Below are 17,752 nucleotides of genomic sequence, written 5' to 3' on the forward strand. Positions count from 1 at the left end.
GTAAGTTTATTTGTTTAATTCTTGATAATCAAACCAAGCAAAATCTGCATAATTAGTGGTTTTAGCGCCATTACTACTGGCATACATAGCCAGGTAAACACCGGTAAAGCCGCCTGCTGTAGCTCTGTTAAGCATAGTGCCTTCAACATTTCCTAACAATAAATTCCAATCGTTTTCTTTTGTTGCAAAATGAAAAGCATAAGCTTGCCCTTGGGCAGATACTTTTAAAAATAATTGCTTAGCATCAATAGCTTTCTCGGCCAATATTTCTACCACGCCTGCTTTTACCTGAGTTAAGCGCAGCACCTTTTTTCCGTTCTGTAAGAGATACTCTAATTTAAAATGATGCGTTGGATTTTGATAAACAACTAAGCCTGCCGTTTCCTTATTTTTAGGATTAAACTGCATGAATGTGCTTGCCGCAAAATTGATATGCTGTTGCCTACGACCTATAAAAGCCGGATTAGCTTTTTCTGTAATATTTTCTGGTTTTAGATATAACCTTAAAGTACCAGGTTTTTTGGTTAAAGAATATAAGTTTGCCGATGGGGTTCTGATTAAATTCCATTGAAAGCCCAATTTATCGCTATTAAAATCATCTCTTACACTGGGTTTAGCCACCTTAAATTCTGGTAAATTAGGAAAAAGAAATTGAGGCAACACCTTACCTTCGCCTGGGGCTACCACTGGCCAACCATCCTCCCAAATTAATGGAGCTATAAAAGTTTCTCTGGCTAAATTGGCCAAGCCTTTTCCGCCATAGGGTCTGGTTCCTAATAAAACGGTATACCATTCGCCATTTTGAGTTTCTACAAAATCTGCATGACCAATGTTTTGTATAGGATAATGGTTACCTAAATGCCTGCTGGTGATGATGGGGTTTTTAGCACCAATTTCATAAGGCCCTTGAATATTTTTACTCCTAAAAACTGTAACGGCATGGTTAAAATCTGTGCCTCCTTCTGCTATAATGAGGTAGTAATAACCGTTTACTTTGTAAATGTGTGGCGCTTCTATGTTACGGGCTTCTCTGGTTGCGCCTTCATCAAGCAAGAGCGTAACAGGGCCTTTTAATTTCATGCTTTTGGTATCAAACTCTTGCAACCAAATTTCTCTTTGCTTAAAATAGCGTTCCTTATTGGGGGTTTTATTTCCTGTATACCAAACTCTTCCATCATCATCAAAAAACAAAGAGGGGTCTATACCGGGCGCATCTTCTAACCAGTAAGGGTTGCTCCATGGGCCAGCAGGATTTGTTGCCGTTATAACGAAATTTCTTTTTACAGGATCACCACCTGCCCTGGTACACAAAATGTAATACAAACCTTGATGATACCTGATGGTAGGCGCAAAAATCCCTCCTGATGGATTCACGCTGTCTAATCTTATTTGATCTGGCCTATCTAAAGCATGACCAATTTGCTGCCAATGGGCTAAATCTTTACTATGAAAAATGGGTAAACCCGGGAAATACTCGTTGGTAGAACAAACCAAATAATAATCATCATTTACACGGCAAATACTAGGGTCTGGATAATAACCTTCTAAAATAGGGTTTTTAAGTACTTTTTCTTGTTGTGCGTAAAGCTGTTGCATGCATAATAAGCAAATCATCAGCAAGCAGCCAAAAATGCTGCGAGAGCGAGAATTAATCATGAGTTTAAATTGGTTTTAATGATAGAGCTTATTTTAAAGCCGAACGCACATGGATGGAGGTGAAGAAGTTGTAATTTGATATCAAACATGCAAATATGCTAAAGCTAAAAGAACATTAAAGAGCTTTATGCAACCTATTTAGAACAAAATAGAACATTTAGCACCTATTGGTCTTGCTGCTTAACTCTTGGAAAATGATAGACAAAACGGCCTTTTCGTATTTTCTTCCTTCGGTGTTCCTTCGGTTTGCTATGTGTGATCTCTGTGTGATGTATGTGTTAGCTATGCTGTAAGAAGGATAAAAGAGATACTTAGAGCTAGGCTTTCATAAAGATGTTTAAATTATTTGGAGTATGAATTTTTTATAGGCTTTGGCTATGTGTAAATCTTTAACCGTCTTTTAAATAAATCTATTTATTAAGGTTTTTCTCTATCGCTATATTGATAATGCTTAGTAATTATTCAACTCGTTGGCTTTCTTTTTCAACATTAAGTAATAACAATATTTAAGATTCATCTTAAAACAGTACGAGAAGCTCTTGATAGTTTATGGTTTTAAAAGTATTTCTTATTTTATGTATGAGGAGGCTAGCATAATAATAAATAAAATTCTCCAATATAAGCATTGTATCCTTGTCCTGTTTAAAAAACCGAAGTCAAAAATGCCAGCTATTGTATGTACGTATAAATTCTTTAGATTTAAATCTTGATGTTGCTCATATATATTTAGTTAAAACTATCACGAATCAGTTAAAAGTAAAAGCCCAGTAAGTTATATTTGCAACAGATTAATACCATTTTTCCCTTCGTTTAGTTGAAACCATGTGAAAATTGGAAAACATATTGAAGGGTTAAGAGAAACATACTGACAAAGAAAAAATTCAGTGAGAATAGGGATAGACATATTAGAAAATGAAATTTTAGAACAACATCCTGATGTTCTCAATATATTATTGCGAGACCACACAACGCAACATAACATTTTTTGGGCAACTGAAAATTATAAACAGTTTGGTTCTGCTTACAGTTTTCATTCTCAAATTTTACCAGAGTTAATTACAGGAGAAAATGGCAACATAATTATGCCACGGATACATAAAGACAAGATTTTACAGCAGTCAAGGTCAAAAGAAATGGCTGAGGTATTTACGCCGTCTTGGATTTGTAATGCTCAAAATAACTTGATAGACAACGCTTGGTTTGGCAGAAATGATGTCTTTAACTCTGAAATCTCATTAGATTATGGAACCTATAAATGGGAAGTAAATAAGGAGAAAATCAAATTTCCAAAAGGAAAAACGTGGAGAGATTATATTAGCGACACCCGTTTAGAAATGGCATGTGGCGAAGCGCCTTACATTACTAGCAGATATGATAGCACAAACGGAGAGTTTATTCCAATAGAAAAAAGGATTGGAATTTTAGATAGAAAACTGAGAGTCATTAATGAGAATGTAAACACCACAGGCGAGTGGTTAAAAGCGGCACAAACAGCTTACAAAAGTACTTATGCTTTTGAATGGCAGGGCGATAGTTTACTTTTGGCTCGGGAAGCAATGTTGGTAACCTTTATTGAAAATTACACCACTAAATTTGGTAAAGAGCCTCTTTTAAAATCTCTTGATTTTATTGCTTATATTATTTCTTGGAATGTTTGGCAAATGGATGGCTTAAAAGGTATTGTTCCAAATACATGTGGTGGATTAACGGTAACTGAAGTTGATCTTTTTGGCAATGTTAAGACCGAAAACAGTTTCTGTAAAGGTTGCATGGACAATAATATTTTAAAGCACAACGGCACTTATTGTCTAATTAAAGATTGGTCTAAGAAAGACACAACAACAGGAAGATCAGGAAAAAAAATTAGGTTCATAGACCTATTAAAGACAAAATAAAATGAAATTTACCTCTTCATTAAAACTAAAGCTAATCTATGTATTCCGTATCAATGATGAAGCTCATAAGGGTTGTTTAAAAATTGGCGAAGCTACTTCGGATAATGAAGACATTTGGGGACTAGAACCCAATAGCAAAGCATTAAACAGGGCTGCAAAGAAACGTATTGACCAATACACACAAACAGCAGGAATTGCCTACGACTTATTATACACCGAACTTGCGATTTTCAACGATAAATCGGGACTAAAATCATTTTCTGACCATGAAATACACAATATATTTACACGCTCAGGTATAAAAAAGAAAACTTTCGACACTAAAAATAAAGCTAACGAGTGGTTTGTTACCGACCTTGAAACTGTAAAAAAGGCAATAAAAGCATTTAAAGAGGGTAAGGATTCTTTACATGCTAGTGAAATTACAGAAACTCAAAATCCAATTGTATTTAGACCCGAACAAAAAGATGCCATTGAAAAAACCATTAAGCAATTCAAAAAAGGGAATGAAATGTTATGGTTTGCAAAAATGCGTTTCGGTAAAACGCTTTCTGCACTTCAATTAGTAAAAGAGCATGAGTTTACTCGCACACTTATATTAACACATCGTCCGGTTGTAGATAAAGGTTGGTTTGAAGATTTTGGTAAAATATTTTATGATTCCCCTCAATACTCTTATGGCTCTAAAAACCAAGGCAACCAATACGCAACTTTAGAAAAAGCTTGTAAAGCTAATGGTACAAAGTATATATACTTTGCTTCTATGCAAGATCTAAGAGGTTCAGAAAAAGTAGGTGGCAACTTCAATAAAAATGATGAAATATTTGGAACGTTTTGGGATTTTATAATTGTAGATGAAGCACATGAGGGAACACAAACCGACCTAGGAAAAAACGTAGTTGATGGGTTGAAAAAAGTAAACACAAAAATCCTTCACTTATCTGGCACACCTTTTAATTTATTGGATAATTATAAGGAAGAAGAATTATACACTTGGGATTATGTGATGGAACAAAAAGCCAAAGCAGAATGGGACCAAATTCATTTGGGCGACCCAAATCCTTATGCTTCGCTTCCCAAACTCAATATTTTTACTTACGACCTTGGAAAATTAATTAATGGGTATATTGACGAAGAAGTAGCGTTTAATTTCCGTGAGTTTTTTAGAGTGAATGAAGCTGGGGCTTTCTTACATGAAAAGGATGTAATTTCTTTTTTGAATTTAATTTGTAAAGAAGATTCAACAAGTAACTACCCATATGCTACAACTGAATATCGAGATAATTTCCGCCATTCTCTTTGGATGGTTCCAGGGGTTAAAGAAGCGAAGGCATTAAGTAAGATGTTAAAATTGCATCCAGTTTTTGGACAATTTGAAATTGTTAATGTGGCTGGTGATGGTGATGAAGAAGAAGCAAAAGAAGAATCATTAAAAAAGGTAGAAAAAGCAATTGGCGACAAACCTCACGAAACCTACACCATTACCTTATCATGCGGGAGATTAACAACAGGTGTTTCCGTTAAGGCATGGACAGCCGTTTTTATGCTGTCAGGCTCACACAACACTTCTGCATCAGGTTATATGCAAACCATTTTCCGTGTTCAAACCCCAGCAACCATTAATGGCATGGTTAAAGAAGAATGTTTTGTATTTGATTTTGCGCCAGACAGAACATTAAAAGTTATTGCTGAAACCGCTAAAGTATCAGCCAAAGCTGGTAAAACAACTGGTGAGGATAGAAAAATAATGGGTGAATTTCTCAATTTCTGTCCAATTATATCTATTGATGGCTCTCAAATGAGAAGCTATGATGTAAACGGCATGTTAGAACAGCTTAAGAAAGTTTATGTGGAGCGTGTTGTTAGAAATGGTTTTGAAGATGGCTATTTGTATAATGATGACCAATTAAAGAATCTAGAATCTGTTGAATTAGAAGAGTTTGAAGGACTTAAAAAGATAATTGGCACTACTAAAGCAATGCCTAAAAGTGGCGATATTGATGTAAACAAACAAGGCTTTACAAATGAAGAAATTGAACAATTAGAAAACATCAAGAAAAAGAAGAAAGAAGATCTTTCTGAAGAAGAGAAGCAACTTTTAGCAGAGAAATTTGAAAAGAAGAAGAATAGAGATAGTGCCGTTTCGATACTGCGTGGTATTTCTATCCGTATGCCTTTATTAATTTATGGTGCTGATGTAAACAACGAGGAAAATGAAATTTCAATAGACAATTTTACCGAATTGGTTGATAACCAATCTTGGGAAGAGTTTATGCCTAAAGGCGTAACAAAACAAACCTTCCTGAAATTTAAGAAATATTATGAGCCCGATGTATTTAGGGCAGCAGGAAAACGAATAAGAGCTTTAGCAAGAGCTGCCGACCATTTACCCATAGAAGACCGAATAGAACGTATCACTTCCATATTTGCAACTTTCCGTAATCCTGATAAAGAAACCGTTTTAACACCTTGGCGTGTGGTTAACATGCATTTAGGCGATTGTTTGGGTGGATATGTATTTTTAGACGAAAAGCGAGACAAAACAATTGCAAACCCCGTTTTTATTACACAGAGTGAAGTTACAGCAAATGTTTTTGCGCCTGAGAGCCGTGTGTTAGAAATCAACTCTAAATCTGGGCTTTATCCACTTTATGTGGCTTATAGCATTTTCCGCAATCGGGTGAGCCAAAAATATCCTGATAAGGAAGTTGAAACTTTAATTATTGAAGAACAACAACAATTGTGGGATGAAACTTTACTGGAAAATATATTTGTCATCTGTAAAACGCCAATGGCAAAAAGCATTACTAAACGAACTTTAGCTGGTTTTAGAAATGCCAAAGTAAATACACGCTTTTTTGAAGATTTGGTTCATCAAATTACGCACAGACCCGAGGACTTTATCTCCAAAGTAAAAAAAGGACAATCTTTTTGGAAAACAAATAATGATAACGAAATGAAATTTAATGCAATTGTGGGTAATCCACCTTATCAAGAAATGGATGGCGGAAATAGTGAAAGCGCTAAACCTGTTTATCAACACTTTGTAGATATTGCAAAGAAAATCAAACCTGATTATTTTTCTATGATTATGCCAGCCAGATGGTATGCAGGTGGAAAAGGGCTTGATGCTTTTAGAGAATCTATGTTAAATGATAATAGGATGTCACATCTTTTCGACTTTCCTAACTCTAATGATTGCTTTACTAATGTTGATATAGCAGGCGGTTTATGTTATTTCTTATGGGATAAAAATTACGCTGGTAATTGTACCATATCCAATAATATTAATGGTGAAATTAATAGTGCTAAAAGATCACTGAATGAATTTGAAATACTAATAAGAGATAACAAAGCTATTTCAATTATAAATAAAGTGCTTAACTGGAATAAAGAAAGTAGGTCTTTATTTGATAGGGTTTCTTCATCAAAGCCTTTTGGAATAAGAGGATTTTACATACCTAAAAAGAGTGGTATTCCGTGTTACTTTACTCAACGTATAGGTTTACAATATGCAGATGAAAATGATATTACTGATAAATTTGATTTATTAGATAAATGGAAGTTGCTATTACCAAAATCACCAATTGCAGGACAGACGGACTTTACTAAGCCGGTAGGATTCTATTATGATGGAAATATACGTATAGCAAAACCTGGGGAATGTTGTACAGAAACATATATAGTTGCTGGAGCATTTGATAAAGAAGAGGAAGTGCTTTCATTTAAATCTTATGTTTTTACAAAGTTAGTCCGGTTTCTGTTGTTGCAAATGGTTATTTCTCAAGATGTTACAAAAAGGTGTTTTGGATTTATTCCAGATTTAACAAAATATGAAGGTACATATACAGATAAACAACTATGTAGCCTTTGGGGTATAACTAATGAAGAATGGACTTATATTGATTCAAGAGTGCAGGATATTAAACCAATGGCGGAGTAAAGGATTAATAGGTTACAGATATTGTGGTTTTTAAGAGGGTAAATTATGATCGTTGTAAATTATATTTTAAAATAATTTCACTTTTAAGTGAAATTGATTAACATTGCAAACTCAAATTGAATGAAATATAAGATAGTCAAACTTGAAAAGTTAAGTGGAAAAATGGCATCTATTTATTCAATTGTAATAAATAATGAAATATCTACTCTGTTTGATGATTTTTTGAAAGAAAACATGATTTCATTTAAAGATGAAACAATAGATATTTTTAAGCGTTTAAATAGTATAGGAAAAGAACTTGGGGCTAGGGATATTTTCTTCAAAGATTTCGAGGGGAAACCAGGGGATGGTGTTTGCGCACTATTTGACCTTCCTAATAGTAATTTAAGATTGTATTGCATTAAATATGGTACACAAATTGTCATACTTGGAAGCGGTGGCTTCAAATCAAAATCAACGAGAGCTTTACAAGAAACTAAAAAATTAGAAGATGAAAATTATCTTCTTAGATCCATATCTGCACAAATAACTCAACGCATTAAAGACAAAGACATCAGATTCACTGAATCGGGTCATGATTTTATAGGCGATTTAGACTTTAACGACGATGAAAACTAACAAACCAGAACTTTATAATAGTAATATTATTGATGAGATGTTTGATGAAATCTCTCAGGAAGATTTCGAGAAAACCACCACAAAAATGAAATTGGCTGCAAAAATTGCTGATGCCATTAAAAGTAATGGTTGGAAAAAAAGTGAATTTGCTAAGATCGTTAAGCAACAACCTTCTGTTATTAGTAAATGGCTAAGCGGGACACACAACTTCACAACCGATACACTTATTGATTTGGAACATATTTTAAACATTAAACTTTTAAATGTTGATCAAAAACCAGAATCAATAATTTATAAGCGGAGTGTAGAAACTACTATAGAAATTGATGAAGTAACTTTTTGGAATAATAATTTAACGTGAGTTCGGGATAACAGAGGTTAGATTAATTTGGATTATTTTAAAATACAATCATCTGATTATCAAATAAGTAAGCATATTTTGTTATATTTAAGTGACAAATTTAAGAACAACAATTTATGCTTACTTCTGATAAAATTATTGAAATTTTTGTAAAAGTTGATGATTTCTGCAAAGAATTTGAAGCTGAAATAGTTAAACATCAATTAGATGCAGGTCATTATAAGGTTAGAAACAGAAAAGCATCACTTGCTGATAGTGAAATCATGACCATATTGATTACCTTTCATAGTGGTTATTACACTAATCTGAAACACTTTTATCTAGGATTTATTTGCCAGCATTATAAAGATCATTTCCCTGGTCTTGTTTCCTATAACCGATTTGTAGAACTACAACAACGTGTAGCAGTACCTATGATGCTGTTCTTAAAAACCCACTGTTTAGGACGTTCCGCAGGAATAAATTTTATTGATTCTACACATATTAAAGTTTGTCATAATCGGCGAATCCACAACCACAAGGTATTTGCTGCTGTAGCAGAGCGGGGGCAATGTTCTATTGGTTGGTTTTATGGATTCAAACTACATCTGATTATTAACGACAAAGGCGAAATACTGTCTTTCTACCTTACCAAGGGCAATGTAGACGACCGTAACATTAAACTGATGACTTCTATGACTCAAGATATTTTCGGTAAATTATTTGGTGATAAGGGATACATATCTAAAGCTTTGGCTGATTTGCTTTGGGGAAATGGTATCCAAATGATTACTAAACCTCGTAAAAACATGAAAGAATTTAACATCTCACAAGCTGATAAGATTATGCTTCGCAAAAGAGCTATTATCGAATGTGTTAATGATGAACTAAAAAATATCTGCAAGCTCCAGCATACTCGTCATCGTTCTATCAATAACTTCTTGATGAATACTATGGGGGTGCTTTGTGCTTATCATTTCTTCCCTAAAAAACCTTCTCTTAATATTATTTTTGAAGATCACGATAAACAACTCCTTTTAGCTGCTTAAACCGAACTCACGTTAATTTAATAAATTCTTTCTCAAGGTCTCCTGTTCAATTTAGTTTCTCCGGTAATTTACTTCATCAAGAAAACACCAAACCATTACCATGTTAGAGATAGAAAAAGTAAGTTTTCAGATACAAGGTGTAGAATTAGTAGAAAGTTCATTTAAAGTTCCTGCTAATAGACCAATTTCTGAAAAAGAAGTGTTCAAGTTTAATCTTAATCTGGAACATTTACTTGATCCCGGGAAGGAAATATTAATCGTTAAAACTCACGTAAATATTTTGGTGGAAGATTCAGAAGAAGCAGTAGGTGTAATTAAATCCCAAGTTATTTTTAAAGTGTTAGATCTTGTTAGCTACTTCCAAGAAAGCAAATTGAATTTGCCAGATATTTTTATTTCAACATTAAATTCAATTAGTATTTCTACAACTCGAGGGATGATGTTTTCGGCTTTCAGAGGTACGTTTTTGCATAATGCTATACTTCCTTTAATCGACCCTGCTTTTAAAGAAGAGGATAAAGATTTAAATTAATATTTCCATTACCTCCAACAGGTTAATTTCCAAAAACAAAAGCAGACTAAAATATGAACCAAACTTTGAGACAATAGACATCAGCTATTAAAATGAGTCATATAGCGTTTGGGGTATAATGAAAGAGGTTTAATGTAACATTGGTAATTAAAAGAAGTTATATATTTGTATTCTAATAACAAAACGTAATAATGGCACTAACAATCAGATCGATACCTGTTCTTAAAGCACAAGAAGCAAGTGCTTTTGTTAGCAACGCTACCGCTCAGTCCTCAAAAAAAGCAACGATAGATTTCTCTAAGCAATCTGAACAAGCTTCTAAAATTTTAGCAAAAGCAAAGCTTAAATAGTTTAACATTGCTATTAGAGAATTGCACTTTCCGCCCTTTCAATCAAGAAATATTAGAAACCTGTAAACCTTTTGATTGCGGTCATGAGGATTTAAACGATTTCTTTTTTAACGATTGTATTCCATACTCGAATGATTTAAATGGTAAATCATATTGTTTCACGTTGGACGAAAATCCAGAAACAATTGTTTGTGCCTTTACAATTTCTATATGCAAACAAAAAGCCTCACTATTTCTAGTAAGGCTTTAAGGAGCTCCCGAAGCTGGGCTCGAACCAGCGACCCTCTGATTAACAGTCAGATGCTCTAACCAGCTGAGCTATTCGGGAATTTTAAGCATTTCAACATGCTCCTGGTTAAGGGACTGCAATATTCGGGATTTTAAATTTATTATGCAATATTTGTAAAAACTTTTTTGAAGATAATATATGAGCTTAGTTGTTATAGGTACTGTGGCTTTTGATGCTATAGAAACTCCGTTTGGTAAAACCGATAAAATTGTAGGTGGTGCAGCTACTTATGCTAGTTTAGCGGCCTCTTACTTTTATAAAAAAACAAAAATTGTGGCGGTTGTAGGTGAAGATTTCCACGAAGAAGACATCAACAGCATTAAAGAGCATGGTATTGATGTAGAAGGCTTACAAATAAAAAAAGGAGAGAAATCTTTTTTCTGGGCTGGTAAATACCATAATGATATGAACAGCCGCGATACTTTAGCTACAGAGTTAAATGTTTTAGCTGATTTTGACCCTATCATTCCAGAATCTTACCAAGATTGCGAGTTTTTAATGTTGGGTAATTTAACGCCGCAAATACAACAAACCGTTATCAAAAGGTTAAAAAATAAACCCAAGCTGATTGTAATGGACACCATGAATTTTTGGATGGATATTGCCATGGATGATTTATTGGAAACCATTAAAATGGTAGATGTTTTAACCATTAATGATGCAGAAGCCCGCCAGTTATCTGGTGAGTATTCTTTGGTTAAAGCGGCAAATAAAATCTTAACCATGGGCCCTAAATATCTGATTATTAAAAAGGGAGAACATGGCGCATTATTATTTCATGAAGACCAAATATTTTCAGCTCCGGCTTTACCTTTAGCTGAGGTTTTTGACCCAACGGGTGCTGGTGATACTTTTGCTGGTGGTTTTATTGGATTTTTGGCCCAAGTAGGTACGGTAAATTTCAATAATATGAAAAATGCAATCATTTATGGATCGGCCTTAGCATCTTTCTGCGTAGAAAAATTTGGCACAGAGCGTATTAAAAACTTAACTCAGGAAGAAATAGCTGCTAGAGTACAAGAATTTGTAAGGCTAAGTAGCTTTGTAATTTCTAAATAAAAAAAGAGGCAGTCTTGAATTTCAAGACCGCCTCTAACACACTAACCAATCGTATTTACTTTATTTGAAGAAGATATAAAGTATCTCTTTAATTTCTTGATGTTTTAAAAAAGAGACAGTCTTGATGGGCAAGACTGCCTCTTAACACTTAACTAACTTATCGCATTTATTTGGAGTATGAAGGAGCTTTAATAAAGTCTTTTATACCTGATAAACTTTTTTAATGTTGCTTAAAAAAGAGGCGGTCTCGCTTATCAAGACCACCTCCTAAAAAAAGAACTAACCTTTTGTTTTTACTTTATTCTGAGGAAGATTCAATAAAGTCTCTTGTAAAAATTCTACTTTACCTGTATGTATATCATATACGGCTCCTACAATAATAATCTCTCCGTCTACATACTTTTTGTGTAAAATAGGTTCTAAATCTCTTAAATGGTTTACTTGTTCTATCACATTCTGGCGAACTGCATTATTTACTGGGTCGCCCGGTAAATGCGCACATTTAGCAACTGCTGGTTTTATATCATTAATAAGGGTAACAATATGTCCCGGTACATTTTCTGGTCTCTGTACTGCTGCTGCAACTGCACCACACTCGGTATGCCCTAAAACTACAATAAGCTTTGTATTAAGTTTTAGGGTGGCAAACTCCATACTTCCGTAAGATGCTGCTGCTGAAACTTGCCCAGCTGTACGGATGATAAATAAATCTCCTAAACCTTGATCAAAAATCACCTCATTAGGTACTCTAGAATCAGAACAGCCTACAATAGTGGCAAAAGGTTTCTGACCGTTTTCTAATTCTTTAATAGTTCTAGCATCTTGCCTTGGTCTAATGCTTTTACCTTCCACAAATCTTTTATTACCACCCATTAGTTTTTTTAATCCTAAGCGTGGGTCTGCGTAAGCAGAATCTCTATTGATAACATAATGCTCTGCTCTCCATTTTGCAGAATCTATTTTGGCAACTGCTTTATTATTGTTTTTTCTACTTTGTTGCGCTTGTAAACTTAAACTTGCTATAAACAAGAACAGGAAGGTGATATAATAATTTGTTTTCATTGTAATGCTTTTAAGTGTGTCTGTTTAAATGAGTTTAAAAATTTATTTTTAGTCCGCCGTAATTCCTTTTAATTACATCTGTCGGAATAATGGGGTTGTGGTGAACATCAAGAAATTTTAATTTCTTAAGTTCTTTAATCTCTACCGGAATGGTTTGTAATTTATTATCACCTAAATACAGCGCCTCTATTTTTTGAAGTTTGCTGATATTTTTTGGTAAAGTGCTAATTCCGTTATTCTCTAAGTGAAGAATTCTAAGGCTCTTCATCCTACTTAAAATCTCTAAATCTTCCTCTAGCTGTAAGTTTTTTTCTTTATCCAGATACAACTCTGTAAGATTTTTTAAAGCATCAAAGTTTTTAGGGAGTAATGCAATTTCATTATCACCAATATCTAACACCTTTAAGTTTTCTAGCGTGGTAATCTCTTGTGGAACACTCGATAAATGAGTGTTCCTGAGATTTAAATATTGTAGATTCTTGAATTTGGCAATCTCTTCTATATGATCAAGATGTTGGTTTTGTAAGTTTAACCTAATCACTTTTTCAGGTTCCTTTAAAGCCTCCTCTAGCGTAGTATATTCTTTTACTGCTACTTGGGCATCAGCCTTGTGAGGCAGTACAGCCAGTAGTATACATACCATAATGATAAGCAGTTGTAAGTAATCATACACCGTAAAACGCTGTAAGAAAGGTCCTTTTTTAGATTCCATGATCTTTATATTAGAGATTGATGTCTTAAATTCTTAAAGCTATTTACCATCTGCATTTAAAATCAGAGGCGAATCTCCATCTGTTATAATCGTCTTAGCATTTGGAGATGTAGAAAGCTTATTAAAGGCCTCGATAGCTTTAAATCTTAGTAGCATTGGAGATAAACCCTCTGAAATTATTTTTTGAGCATCTCTAACACCTTCTGCTTCAATAGTTCTACGTGTAGCTTCTTGGCGTTCTTTATCTAAGATAAATTGCATTCTTTGCGCATCTTGTTCTGCCTCTAATTTCTCTTCAATAGCTTTGGTTAAACCTGGAGGGAGTACTATGCTCTTTAATAACACAGATTCTATAACAAAACCTCTACTTTGTAACTGCGTCATCATTAAATCTTTAATAGATTTTTCTATCAAAGTTCTTTGGCCGGTATGCATATCTTTAGCAAAGTATTGAGAAGAAATATCTGCCACGGCAGATCTAAATACCGGTATGATAACTACCTGCTCATAACTTTTACCCAAGTTCTCTACGATTTTAGGTCCGTAATCACCAACCAATCTGTATAAGATTGATACTTCTGACTGTACCGTTAAACCTTCTTTAGATGGCAATGGCAAACGCACCTCCATGTTAATAGTACGTGTTGGAAGCTTGATAATTGTTGTTGTAAAAGGATTAAACACTTTGGCGCCTTCCATTAAAGGTTTTGGATTTATTTTACCAAAAGAACGTTTAACACCAATTTCGCCTTGCTTAATAATGGTACAGCTACTTAAAGATGCTACTGCCAGGCATGCTGAGAATAAAATAACTTTAGTTTTCATTATATTAAAATTTAGATTACACATTCATTTTTCTTTATAGTGTAAACATAAATTTCTCTTATTAGACTAAACTTAAGCCGATATTAGGATTAGCTTAGAATTTACAAAGGGCTTCCTTTTGGTAATTTCAGGATGAATTCTACAAAGTCAGATTCTTCAAGATTTACAGCTAAATTACCTTTATGGATATCGGTAATTCTTTTAGTGAGCGATAAACCTACGCCATGTCCTTTTACATTTTTAGAATTTGCGCCCCTAATAAAAGGATCAAAAATTACATCCATATTTAGGTTAACTAGCGTATAAATCTTATTCTGAAACTTAATTTGTATACCATCTTGCAGAGTTAGTAATTTCACCTGAGCAGTTTGGTCAGATGCAAATTTTACAGCATTTTCAATAAGATTAATAAAAGCACTAAATATTAAGCTCTCGTTAGCGTAAATTTCTGGCAAATAATCTTCGTGGTCATCAATTTGAAGAATAATCTTACTCTCTGGGTATTTTTGACTGACCTCAGATTTTGCTTGTAGTAATAAATCTACCACATTAAGCAAGCTTGCTTTAATTCTAATATCATCAACATCAATACTGTTTAATTCTAATAAATTGTTGGTAAGGATATTAAGTTGATTTACATCTTCTAGAACAGATTTCGCCATGGTTCGCAACTCCTCCATATTATCATTAGCAAGCAAAGAAACTTGTATTTGCCCAGTAATAGCGGTTAGTGGAGTTCTTAACTCGTGAGAAGCATGAGATACAAAAGCCCTTTGCTTGTGAAATGCTATTTGTAAGCGGTCTAGCATTTCGTTAAAACGCTGCGCCAATTGCCCCAATTCATCTTTATTACCTCTTTGGCTAAGTCTTAAACTTAAATAAGATGCATTAATAGCATCTATTTCTTTAATCATTTGCTGCATAGGCTTAAGCAAGCCTCCGGTAAAAAATCGTCCTAGGATAGCACTTAAGGCAATTAATAAAATACTCCCAAAGCTTAATAAAATGGCTAAATTGTGTTGCTTACTGAGGCCATATTTATCAACCGCAGATACAATAACCAAATAATCACGAGCTCTGTTTTTAATAGTTATTCCAAATTTTTCTACTTCACCTTCTTCCCAAAAAAGTTCTTCATTACGTTTAATTTCTTCAAGTTTAGATGGTGTGTATAGATTGTTTTTTAATCCGCTTTGGTAAATAACCTTATCCTGAGCGTTAAGAATGACAATATTTTCTTTGCTGAGGGCTGTCATCTGATTGCGGGTTAATATCTTCAACAAATCAGGACTTACCTCTTCTTTGTTAAAAACAATGGTAGCGGCAGTTAAGGCTTCTCTTTTTAGTCGAGTTTCAAACTCAGATTGCCGGTAAACATCACTTAAAAAGTAAATGGTTACACAAAAAACCAATAATAAAACTGTAACGATACTTAAAAATAAGACCGTCATCTTGGTTCTGATTGTCATTTCTGTTTTAAGATATAACCCATCCCTACAACAGTATGAATAAGTTTGTTAAGATGCCCTTTATCTACTTTATTACGAACGTAATTGATATAAACTTCAACAAAATTGGTTCTGGTATCAAAATTAATATCCCAAACTTTTTCTGCTAACTCTATTTTAGAAACTACTTTACCTTTGTTAATCATTAAATACTCTAATAAGCTAAATTCTCTGGCGGTAAGTTCTATTTCTTTTCCGGCTCTGCGGGCAATTTTTTCGTTTAAATCAAGCTCTAAATCTGCTACTTGTAATATTTCTTGTTGTTTAACCTTTTCGGGATAATACTTTAGAAGTGATTTTACCCTAACCAAAAGCTCCATAAAATCAAAAGGTTTAACCAAATAATCATTGGTACCAACCTCAAAACCCGATAATTTATCGGCTAAGCTACCCATGGCAGTTAACATTAAAACAGGAATTCTACTATCACTTTTTCTAATTTGCTCGCAAACTGCTAAACCACTCATATCTGGTAAACCAATATCTAATATCACCAAATCATAATGGTTTTGGTTGAAGAGATTAAGCGCCTGAAAACCGCAATCTGCAATATCACTAGAGAAATCTTGAGTTTGCAAACCCTTATGGATAAAGGCCGCTACTTTAGTTTCATCTTCTACAATTAATATATTTTTTCGTTCTACCATGTTTGTTTAGCGTTAAGGTGCTTCTTGAAGATTGAAACTTAAGTTTTAACATCACCTTCAAAAACAACATAAAACTAGTTGATTAAATTAGGTAGAAATTATATCAACCTTAGAAATATATTAGAATTTAATTTCCCGTTTGAGTCAAATTCTAAATCTAGGGCTCTATGCTCAAATAACTACATTTCTTTCGTAATGTTCATCATCATTCAAAAAAATTATTTAGAATCATTTTAAAATTAATTTGGATTAGTTCTAAATAAAACAGAAATTTGAGTCCTCATGAATCAACTAGCGGAAATTACACAAACAGAAGTCTTTAGCACCAATTTTGGTTCTATTAGTCATTGCCCTAGAACAGATTTACTTACTTTAACATTCTCTGGCAAAACGGTTACGTATAAATATCCTTGTTTGCAAAGGCTAAACAAAGTTATCCATCAGGTTGATTTAGCTAAAATGACTGATGCCAGCCACTCTGGTTTAGAAATTATTTTCTTGTGTGGCGCCGAGGATTGCTTTGTACTAGATATTCATGAGATTTTAGGTCTTAAAAATTTATTGCATGGCACTTTTACTATGTTTAACCTAAATAGTGCCATTAAAGATTGCCTTCAAAGGGTTATCTGATAATTAGATTAACTCCAAATTACTTTTCTAATCTGCCTACGGTGTAATATTTGCTATATTTAGGATATAAAAATTTACGTCATGAAAGATTTAGTACGTCATAAAAGTTTACTTTCTACCGAGATAGAAAGCAGCTTAAATCAGCAAATAAAAAAAGAAGCTCATTCATCATCTCTATATTTAGCTATGGCTTCTTGGTGTGATAGAAATGGTTTTGATAGTTCGGCTCAATATTTCTATGATCAATCAGAAGAAGAGCGCAAGCACCAAATGAAATTATTTCATTATGTTTTAGATATGGGTGGTACGGCTATATCGCCAGATATCAATAATATCAAAATAGAGTACATGAGCTTCAGAGAAGTTTTTGAAGAAGCTTTAGAGCAAGAAATAGCTATTACACAATCTTTCAAAAACATTGCTGCAAAATGCCATAAAGAGCAAGATTTTGTAACCTTAGAGTTTTTAAACTGGTTCTTTAAAGAGCAACGCGAAGAAGAGTTTAAAGCAAGAAGAGCTTTAGAATTGTTTGATTTAATTGGCGAAGCCGGAACTGGTCGTTGGGAAATTGATAGACATATAGCTAAAATAAAATATAGCGAAGGCGAAGAATCTTAAAAGCTTTAAACCATTATTA

General features: G+C 33.7%; 16 protein-coding genes and 1 tRNA gene. 10 read left to right on the forward strand and 7 right to left on the reverse strand.

Going from position 1 to position 17,752, the window contains the following annotated elements:
* Positions 1 to 6: 6 nt before the first annotated feature.
* Positions 7 to 1,614 (reverse strand): glycoside hydrolase family 43 protein, encoded by a 1,608-nt coding sequence (locus FYC62_RS10675; protein ID WP_205943710.1) that lies wholly within the window; start codon positions 1,612 to 1,614, stop codon positions 7 to 9.
* A 926-nt stretch (positions 1,615 to 2,540) separates the two neighbouring features.
* On the opposite strand from FYC62_RS10675, the gene FYC62_RS10680 reads away from it, so the two are divergent.
* The 7 genes from FYC62_RS10680 to FYC62_RS17125 all read left to right on the forward strand — a co-directional run bounded on the left by FYC62_RS10680 (position 2,541) and on the right by FYC62_RS17125 (position 10,383).
* Positions 2,541 to 3,551 (forward strand): hypothetical protein, encoded by a 1,011-nt coding sequence (locus tag FYC62_RS10680; RefSeq protein WP_039454377.1) that lies wholly within the window; start codon positions 2,541 to 2,543, stop codon positions 3,549 to 3,551.
* Between the two features lies 1 nt (position 3,552).
* Positions 3,553 to 7,494 carry an Eco57I restriction-modification methylase domain-containing protein gene (locus FYC62_RS10685; protein ID WP_039454376.1) on the forward strand — a complete coding sequence of 1,314 codons (3,942 nt, stop codon included), beginning with the start codon at positions 3,553 to 3,555 and terminating at the stop codon, positions 7,492 to 7,494.
* A gap of 120 nt (positions 7,495 to 7,614) precedes the next feature.
* Complete coding sequence (locus tag FYC62_RS10690; RefSeq protein WP_149074927.1) at positions 7,615 to 8,112, forward strand: hypothetical protein; 498 nt, start codon at positions 7,615 to 7,617, stop codon at positions 8,110 to 8,112.
* Positions 8,102 to 8,473, forward strand: a complete 372-nt coding sequence (locus FYC62_RS10695; protein WP_149074928.1) for a helix-turn-helix domain-containing protein — start codon at positions 8,102 to 8,104, stop codon at positions 8,471 to 8,473. The genes FYC62_RS10690 and FYC62_RS10695 overlap by 11 nt, the downstream gene beginning before the upstream one ends.
* Positions 8,474 to 8,589: 116 nt before the next feature.
* Entirely contained in the window at positions 8,590 to 9,501 is a 912-nt protein-coding gene (locus FYC62_RS10700) for an IS982 family transposase (protein ID WP_149073630.1), read from the forward strand.
* Between the two features lie 100 nt (positions 9,502 to 9,601).
* A complete protein-coding gene (locus FYC62_RS10705) occupies positions 9,602 to 10,033 on the forward strand; it encodes a hypothetical protein (protein WP_039454344.1) in 432 nt (143 codons plus the stop codon).
* Between the two features lie 191 nt (positions 10,034 to 10,224).
* Positions 10,225 to 10,383: a hypothetical protein gene (locus FYC62_RS17125; protein ID WP_168199426.1), complete on the forward strand. Its 159-nt coding sequence runs from the start codon at positions 10,225 to 10,227 to the stop codon at positions 10,381 to 10,383.
* Between the two features lie 254 nt (positions 10,384 to 10,637).
* Here the strand turns inward: FYC62_RS17125 and FYC62_RS10710 are convergent.
* Positions 10,638 to 10,711: transfer RNA gene (locus FYC62_RS10710), tRNA-Asn, on the reverse strand.
* Positions 10,712 to 10,810: 99 nt separating this feature from the next.
* On the opposite strand from FYC62_RS10710, the gene FYC62_RS10715 reads away from it, so the two are divergent.
* Positions 10,811 to 11,731 carry a PfkB family carbohydrate kinase gene (locus tag FYC62_RS10715; RefSeq protein ID WP_149074929.1) on the forward strand — a complete coding sequence of 307 codons (921 nt, stop codon included), beginning with the start codon at positions 10,811 to 10,813 and terminating at the stop codon, positions 11,729 to 11,731.
* 279 nt (positions 11,732 to 12,010) lie between these two features.
* On the opposite strand, the gene FYC62_RS10720 is transcribed toward FYC62_RS10715, so the two are convergent.
* The 5 genes from FYC62_RS10720 to FYC62_RS10740 form a co-directional block, all read right to left on the reverse strand.
* Positions 12,011 to 12,793: a carbonic anhydrase gene (locus tag FYC62_RS10720; RefSeq protein WP_205943711.1), complete on the reverse strand. Its 783-nt coding sequence runs from the start codon at positions 12,791 to 12,793 to the stop codon at positions 12,011 to 12,013.
* A gap of 34 nt (positions 12,794 to 12,827) precedes the next feature.
* Positions 12,828 to 13,505 carry a leucine-rich repeat domain-containing protein gene (locus FYC62_RS10725; protein WP_052177007.1) on the reverse strand — a complete coding sequence of 226 codons (678 nt, stop codon included), beginning with the start codon at positions 13,503 to 13,505 and terminating at the stop codon, positions 12,828 to 12,830.
* Between the two features lie 39 nt (positions 13,506 to 13,544).
* Positions 13,545 to 14,330: a prohibitin family protein gene (locus FYC62_RS10730; RefSeq protein WP_149074930.1), complete on the reverse strand. Its 786-nt coding sequence runs from the start codon at positions 14,328 to 14,330 to the stop codon at positions 13,545 to 13,547.
* A gap of 101 nt (positions 14,331 to 14,431) precedes the next feature.
* Positions 14,432 to 15,799, reverse strand: a complete 1,368-nt coding sequence (locus FYC62_RS10735) for a HAMP domain-containing sensor histidine kinase (protein ID WP_149074931.1) — start codon at positions 15,797 to 15,799, stop codon at positions 14,432 to 14,434.
* Positions 15,796 to 16,485 (reverse strand): response regulator transcription factor, encoded by a 690-nt coding sequence (locus tag FYC62_RS10740; RefSeq protein WP_149074932.1) that lies wholly within the window; start codon positions 16,483 to 16,485, stop codon positions 15,796 to 15,798. The genes FYC62_RS10735 and FYC62_RS10740 overlap by 4 nt, the downstream gene beginning before the upstream one ends.
* Positions 16,486 to 16,767: 282 nt before the next feature.
* On the opposite strand from FYC62_RS10740, the gene FYC62_RS10745 reads away from it, so the two are divergent.
* Both FYC62_RS10745 and FYC62_RS10750 read left to right on the forward strand, forming a co-directional pair.
* Entirely contained in the window at positions 16,768 to 17,115 is a 348-nt protein-coding gene (locus FYC62_RS10745) for a hypothetical protein (protein WP_149074933.1), read from the forward strand.
* Positions 17,116 to 17,196: 81 nt separating this feature from the next.
* Entirely contained in the window at positions 17,197 to 17,733 is a 537-nt protein-coding gene (locus FYC62_RS10750; protein ID WP_149074934.1) for a ferritin, read from the forward strand.
* The last annotated feature ends 19 nt before the right edge of the window (positions 17,734 to 17,752 follow it).

It is taken from the genome of Pedobacter aquae (assembly GCF_008195825.1).
GTDB lineage: Bacteria > Bacteroidota > Bacteroidia > Sphingobacteriales > Sphingobacteriaceae > Pseudopedobacter > Pseudopedobacter aquae.

Coding starts and splice junctions, on each gene's coding strand:
- FYC62_RS10675 (WP_205943710.1), bottom strand. CDS start 1,614: ATGATTTGCTTATTATGCATGCAACAGCTTTACGCACAACAAGAAAAA.
- FYC62_RS10685 (WP_039454376.1), top strand. CDS start 3,553: ATGAAATTTACCTCTTCATTAAAACTAAAGCTAATCTATGTATTCCGT.
- FYC62_RS10690 (WP_149074927.1), top strand. CDS start 7,615: ATGAAATATAAGATAGTCAAACTTGAAAAGTTAAGTGGAAAAATGGCA.
- FYC62_RS10695 (WP_149074928.1), top strand. CDS start 8,102: ATGAAAACTAACAAACCAGAACTTTATAATAGTAATATTATTGATGAG.
- FYC62_RS10700 (WP_149073630.1), top strand. CDS start 8,590: ATGCTTACTTCTGATAAAATTATTGAAATTTTTGTAAAAGTTGATGAT.
- FYC62_RS10705 (WP_039454344.1), top strand. CDS start 9,602: ATGTTAGAGATAGAAAAAGTAAGTTTTCAGATACAAGGTGTAGAATTA.
- FYC62_RS17125 (WP_168199426.1), top strand. CDS start 10,225: ATGGCACTAACAATCAGATCGATACCTGTTCTTAAAGCACAAGAAGCA.
- FYC62_RS10715 (WP_149074929.1), top strand. CDS start 10,811: ATGAGCTTAGTTGTTATAGGTACTGTGGCTTTTGATGCTATAGAAACT.
- FYC62_RS10720 (WP_205943711.1), bottom strand. CDS start 12,793: ATGAAAACAAATTATTATATCACCTTCCTGTTCTTGTTTATAGCAAGT.
- FYC62_RS10725 (WP_052177007.1), bottom strand. CDS start 13,505: ATGGAATCTAAAAAAGGACCTTTCTTACAGCGTTTTACGGTGTATGAT.
- FYC62_RS10730 (WP_149074930.1), bottom strand. CDS start 14,330: ATGAAAACTAAAGTTATTTTATTCTCAGCATGCCTGGCAGTAGCATCT.
- FYC62_RS10735 (WP_149074931.1), bottom strand. CDS start 15,799: ATGACAATCAGAACCAAGATGACGGTCTTATTTTTAAGTATCGTTACA.
- FYC62_RS10740 (WP_149074932.1), bottom strand. CDS start 16,485: ATGGTAGAACGAAAAAATATATTAATTGTAGAAGATGAAACTAAAGTA.
- FYC62_RS10745 (WP_149074933.1), top strand. CDS start 16,768: ATGAATCAACTAGCGGAAATTACACAAACAGAAGTCTTTAGCACCAAT.
- FYC62_RS10750 (WP_149074934.1), top strand. CDS start 17,197: ATGAAAGATTTAGTACGTCATAAAAGTTTACTTTCTACCGAGATAGAA.